Raw genomic sequence first — 5,816 nt, forward strand, 5'->3', positions numbered from 1 at the left:
ATATATTTGGTATAATTTACAGGATTTATAGTATTTTGTATGATTTATAAATACATTTTAGTATAGCTCAACTTGGTAAGTGATGTAAACAAAAAAACCCTTTCATAATTAGAAAGGGTTTATTACTATTTAGTAGCGGGAACAGGACTCGAACCTGTGACCTTCGGGTTATGAGCCCGACGAGCTGCCTACTGCTCTATCCCGCGTTGTTTCGAGTGCAAATATACAACCTTTATTTGATTGTGCAAGCTAAAAAAGAAAAAAAATGTTTATTTTTTCTATTCACTTGATATGCTTACCTTTGTGGACATAAAAAAAAATTAAAATGTCGCATAAAGCAGGTTTTGTAAATATTATAGGGAACCCAAATGTTGGGAAATCCACTTTGATGAATGCCTTTGTAGGCGAAAGACTTTCAATTATCACATCAAAAGCACAAACTACACGTCATCGTATATTAGGAATTGTAAACGGAGACGATTTTCAATTGATACTTTCAGACACTCCCGGGATTATTAAACCCGCTTATGAAATGCAGGAATCGATGATGAATTTTGTTAAATCGGCTTTTGAAGATGCTGATATATTGATATATATGGTAGAAATTGGTGAGCAAGAATTGAAGGACGATGCTTTTTTTAATAAAATTATTCATTCAAAAATTCCCGTATTGTTGTTGCTCAATAAAATCGACCAATCAAATCAAGAAGTTTTAGAACAACAAGTGGCCTTTTGGAGCGAAAAAGTGCCTAATGCAGAAATTTTTCCTATTTCGGCCCTTCAAAATTTTAATGTTCCTGAAGTTTTTCAACGCATCATTTCGCTATTGCCAGAATCGCCCGCATATTATCCAAAAGACCAATTGACCGATAAACCTGAACGTTTTTTTGTAAACGAAACCATTCGTGAAAAAATTCTATTAAATTACAGCAAAGAAATCCCTTATGCCGTAGAGATAGTAACCGAAGAGTTTATAGAAAACGATACCATCATTCGTATTCGATCGGTAATTATGGTAGAACGAGATACACAAAAAGGCATTATTATTGGACACAAAGGTGCCGCCTTGAAAAAGGTTGGAATGGAAGCTCGTGCCGATTTGGAAAAATTCTTTGGCAAACAAATCCATTTAGAATTGTATGTAAAAGTGAATAAAAATTGGAGAAGCAATGCTACTATGCTGAAACGATTTGGCTATAATATGTAAGAAAATTAAAAAAATAATTAAAAAAACAAAAAAAGTATGATAGACGAATCCTTGTTATACCATTATCATGCCGTAAAACTGTATATTGCAAAGGGTGAATTTGTTTTTTTGGAAGGCAATAAGGCTTTGTATTATTTTCAAATAGGCAAAGGACAAATAAAAATGAATAATTTTAACGAACAAGGAAGGGAGTTTATACAAGGTATTTTTGTAAAAGGCGACTCATTTGGAGAACCTCCATTGTTTTTAAATAAAAGTTATCCCGCAAATGCTGTTGCGCTGTCTAATGTGGAACTTATTCGGATAAAAAAAAATGATTTTGAAAAATTATTACTTGATAATCCAATACAAAATTTACAAATATTAAAAAACTTATCTAAAAGAATATATTACAAATCATTGATGTCAAATGAAATTGCTTCGCAAGATGCAGAACATCGGATATTGAAACTTTTAGATTATCATAAAGAAAGTATTTCGCATCAAACTGGTAATGAAGACAAACAATGGGTAGATTTGACAAGACAACAAATTGCTGATTTGACGGGGCTTCGTGTGGAAACAGTGATACGGAATATTAAAAATTTAGAAAAGAAAAATGAGCTTTTGATCAAAAAAGGCAAAGTGTTTCGCTAATATTTTATTTGTTAAACAAATTAATAATATAAACAAAAACCAGCATTTATATATAAGATATTTTGCCAATAAATCGCAAATCATCATCCTATTATTTTTAATATCTAATATTAATCTTAAAAAATTGAATTGTTTTTTTAGATTATGATTTGGGTCATAATTTGAAGCCATATAGCAGTTGTAAATTTGCCAAAAAGCTACATCAAGTAGTTTGCAATTTTAAATTATAACAAAATTTATATGACTTTAGATCAAAAAAACCTCATCAAATCCACTATTCCGATATTGAGAACAAATGGAATAGCGCTTACTAAATATTTTTACAAAAGAATGTTTGAACACAATCCAGAGTTACAATCAGTGTTCAATATGGGAAATCAAGCAAATGGCAAACAACAAACAGCATTGGCCTATGCTGTTTTAGCCTATGCCGAGCATATTGATAACCCAAGTGTTTTAATTTCTGCATTGCAAAATATAGGTCAAAAACATGTTAGTTTGAATATCAAACCAGAGCAATATCAAATTGTTGGTCGACATCTAATAGCTTCAATAAGTGAAGTTTTAGGTACAGGTGCTTCAAATGAGTTATTAGATGCTTGGACTCAAGCTTATTTTGAATTGGCTCATATTATGATAGACCTAGAACAACAAATGTATAACCAGAATTTGACTAAAAACGGTGGTTGGATAGGTTGGCGTGCATTTGAAATTCGTACAATAGAAACTACGTCATCTGAAATAAAATCCTTTTATTTATATCCGGTAGATGGCAAGCCAATAGCTTCATTTTTAGCAGGTCAGTTTATAAGTATTCAAATTGAAATTCCTGAACTCAATATTTTGCAGCCAAGACAATATAGTCTATCTAGCGTATATCATCCAGATTATTATAGAATTTCTATAAAAAAAGAATATGCTGAAAATGCTTTGGGCATGGTATCCAATGCTATGCACCTCAAACAACAAGGCGATATTGTTTTGTTATCCTCGCCAATGGGAACATTTAATGTAGATTTAGAAAATAAAAATCCATTAGTTTTAATAAGTGGTGGTGTTGGGATTACTCCATTATACAGTATGTTGCAAGCTAATCAGCAAAATCAGCAAAACAAAACCATTTTCATACATGGATGCCGAAACATTGATGTTCAAGCTTTTAAAAATGAATTAAGCCAACTTCAATTACATGCCCCATGGTTGCAAACGTACTTTTTTTATGAAAATATATTAGGTACAGAAACAAATATCAATACTTTTCAAGGAAGGATTGATTTAACTATTTGTAAAGAGGCTATTTTATTAGAAAATGCACAATATTATATTTGTGGTCCAGAACAATTTATAACACATCATTATAACCATTTAATCCAATTAAAAGTAAATAAAAATCAAATATTTTTTGAGCAATTTGGCCCTCAAACTATTTTTTTTTAAAATAGTAAAATTTAGAAAATGGTTAAAATTTTAAAAAAAATAAAAGATCATCCATTAAGGTATAATGTAATTTCAACTGCAATCATCACACTTGTATTAACGTTGATAAACAATTCTGGTACTGCCCATTTTGTTTGTAATTGGTTAAAATCATGGTGTATAGCAAGTACAATATCAATCCTATTATCTGTTACTATATTAAAAATAAAAAAATAAAATTTACTTTACAAACTTTTGCCTTGACAATTTAATCCTGATTTGCTTTTAATATACAAAAGTGTATTTCTAATCAAAAATCTTTCAAAACCAAATATTAACACTAACTTTGCCCGATAATTGAATATAGAATATATGAATAACATTGTTGCCATAGTAGGAAGACCAAATGTAGGGAAATCAACATTATTTAACAGGTTGATTAAAAGAAGAGAAGCAATTGTAGATTCGGTTTCGGGAGTAACCCGAGATCGAAATTATGGAAAGAGCGAATGGAATGGAAAAGAATTTTCTGTAATAGACACTGGTGGATACATTCGTGGTTCTGATGATGTTTTTGAAGGCGAAATTCGTAAGCAAGTAGAGCTGGCCATAGACGAGGCCGATGTCATTATATTTGTAGTAGATGTAGAAGAAGGCATTACTCCAATGGACGAAGCCGTGGCAAAATTATTACGCAAAGTAACCAAACCCGTATTGCTTGCCGTAAACAAAGTGGACAATGCCATGCGAGAAAAAGATGCCATTGAGTTTTACAATCTTGGATTGGGCGAATACTATACTTTTGCTAGTATTTCTGGTAGTGGCACTGGCGATTTGTTAGATGCCTTGATACAAGCTTTTCCAGAAAAACCAGCACCTAGTTTGGAAGACATTGAACTGCCTCGATTTGCCGTTGTTGGCCGACCAAATGCTGGAAAATCAAGTTTTATAAATGCACTTATTGGCAAAGACAGGTATATTGTAACAGATATTGCTGGTACAACTCGAGATGCCATAGACACCAAATTTGATCGATTTGGGTTTGAATTCAATTTGGTTGATACTGCTGGAATCCGACGAAAAGCCAAGGTAAAAGAAGATTTAGAATTTTATTCTGTAATGCGTTCCGTTAGAGCCATAGAACATGCCGATGTGTGCCTTTTGATTATTGATGCTACCCGAGGTTTTGAAGGACAAGATCAAAGTATTTTTTGGCTTGCCGAAAAAAACAGAAAAGGGGTAATCATCCTAGTAAACAAATGGGATTTGGTAGAAAAAGATACCATGAGCACCCGAGATTATGAAGCTAAAATTCGCAAAGAAATCATGCCTTTCACAGATGTACCTATCCTTTTTGTGTCGGCACTAACCAAACAGCGATTGTTAAAAGCTTTAGAAGCAACCGTGGCAGTATTTGAAAGCAGAAAACAACGGATACCAACCTCAAAATTTAATGAGTACATGCTTAAAGTGATAGAGGGTTACCCGCCTCCCGCTTTAAAAGGTAAATATGTGAAAATCAAATATTGTATGCAACTGCCAACACCAACACCTCAGTTTGTATTTTTTGCAAATTTACCTCAATATGTAAAAGAGCCCTACAAACGGTTTTTAGAAAATAAAATTCGTGAAAACTGGGACTTTTCCGGGGTACCAATTGATATTTATATTCGTGAAAAATAAATAAATAAAAAAAGCGTTAGGGTAATAAACCTAACGCTTTTTTAATTAATTAAACTTAAAATAAAAAGATAATCTTACTATGAAAATAAATGTTACTATAAGGTAGTTTAAAATTTTTATAATCATTTGTGGTTAACCATTAATAATCTTTTATACAACGTACTGTAAAGCCCATACCTTTTCTCCAGTTACTTTCCCCTGTAGTTGTCCAGAAAAATCTATATTTTTGATCTCCTCCCACACCAGTTGTAGTAGCCGACATATAATGACCTAAATTAGATTGATTTGCGAATGAACCATCACCATTATTTCTTTGTCCTGGTTGGGTCAATTTCAGGGTTGAGTTGTATGCTTCAGTAATACTAGTTGCTGAAATGGCAGTACTAAAATTTGCCCACTCAACAATAGTTGGTAGTCTATATCCCTCTGGACAAGGGTTGTTTGTACCCCATTCCGTTTTCCATAACGATTCATCCGAAGTGGATCTCCAGTCGCCAGCAGTTGTAATAAACGAAGCGTGTGTTGGGGTATTTGTTGCAGTAGCATTTGTAGTATTGTTTACTGGTGTTGCCGTGGTTCCTCCTGTCCAAGTGATTAACTCATGACCATCTGGTTTTCTACCCCACTGAAAAAAACTACCAAAGGCTAAAAAATCATTTTTCCCAGTGGCTTGCTTGGTTGGATTGAAACTAGCGTGTCCATTTTTGGCATAATGTGCCCCTAGGTTATTGTTTAACCATGTTTTACCGTCTGCACCAGTTACTGGAAAATAGACGAATTTGTGTGAATTAGCATCGCCGGTATTGTCAGCAATGCCATACATCTTATCTAAAATACCTCCTGTAACATTTAAAATAATATCGAGTTACTTACT

Annotated in this window: 6 protein-coding genes and 1 tRNA gene; 5 read left to right on the forward strand and 2 right to left on the reverse strand. The window is 32.9% G+C overall.

Features of this window, described 5'->3' with window-relative positions; translation table 11 throughout:
- Window positions 1–133: 133 nt before the first annotated feature.
- Window positions 134–206 (reverse strand) — tRNA-Met (locus B0A58_RS04250).
- Between the two features lie 119 nt (window positions 207–325).
- Between B0A58_RS04250 and era the strand changes: the two genes are divergently transcribed.
- The 5 genes from era to der all read left to right on the forward strand — a co-directional run bounded on the left by era (window position 326) and on the right by der (window position 4,942).
- The gene (era, locus tag B0A58_RS04255) at window positions 326–1,207 is read left to right on the forward strand and encodes a GTPase Era (protein ID WP_089080004.1); all 882 of its coding nucleotides are present in this window, start codon (window positions 326–328) and stop codon (window positions 1,205–1,207) included.
- A 36-nt stretch (window positions 1,208–1,243) separates the two neighbouring features.
- The gene (locus B0A58_RS04260; protein ID WP_089080005.1) at window positions 1,244–1,843 is read left to right on the forward strand and encodes a Crp/Fnr family transcriptional regulator; all 600 of its coding nucleotides are present in this window, start codon (window positions 1,244–1,246) and stop codon (window positions 1,841–1,843) included.
- Between the two features lie 240 nt (window positions 1,844–2,083).
- Window positions 2,084–3,280: an NO-inducible flavohemoprotein gene (hmpA, locus tag B0A58_RS04265; protein WP_089080006.1), complete on the forward strand. Its 1,197-nt coding sequence runs from the start codon at window positions 2,084–2,086 to the stop codon at window positions 3,278–3,280.
- An 18-nt stretch (window positions 3,281–3,298) separates the two neighbouring features.
- Window positions 3,299–3,496: a DUF2798 domain-containing protein gene (locus tag B0A58_RS17065; RefSeq protein ID WP_089080007.1), complete on the forward strand. Its 198-nt coding sequence runs from the start codon at window positions 3,299–3,301 to the stop codon at window positions 3,494–3,496.
- A gap of 135 nt (window positions 3,497–3,631) precedes the next feature.
- The gene (gene der, locus B0A58_RS04275; RefSeq protein ID WP_014085033.1) at window positions 3,632–4,942 is read left to right on the forward strand and encodes a ribosome biogenesis GTPase Der; all 1,311 of its coding nucleotides are present in this window, start codon (window positions 3,632–3,634) and stop codon (window positions 4,940–4,942) included.
- Window positions 4,943–5,081: 139 nt separating this feature from the next.
- Here the strand turns inward: der and B0A58_RS04280 are convergent, their stop codons facing one another.
- Window positions 5,082–5,765 (reverse strand): fibrobacter succinogenes major paralogous domain-containing protein, encoded by a 684-nt coding sequence (locus B0A58_RS04280; RefSeq protein ID WP_089080008.1) that lies wholly within the window; start codon window positions 5,763–5,765, stop codon window positions 5,082–5,084.
- Window positions 5,766–5,816 lie beyond the last annotated feature (51 nt).

Origin of the sequence: Flavobacterium branchiophilum NBRC 15030 = ATCC 35035 (assembly GCF_002217205.1) — a bacterium.
GTDB lineage: Bacteria > Bacteroidota > Bacteroidia > Flavobacteriales > Flavobacteriaceae > Flavobacterium > Flavobacterium branchiophilum.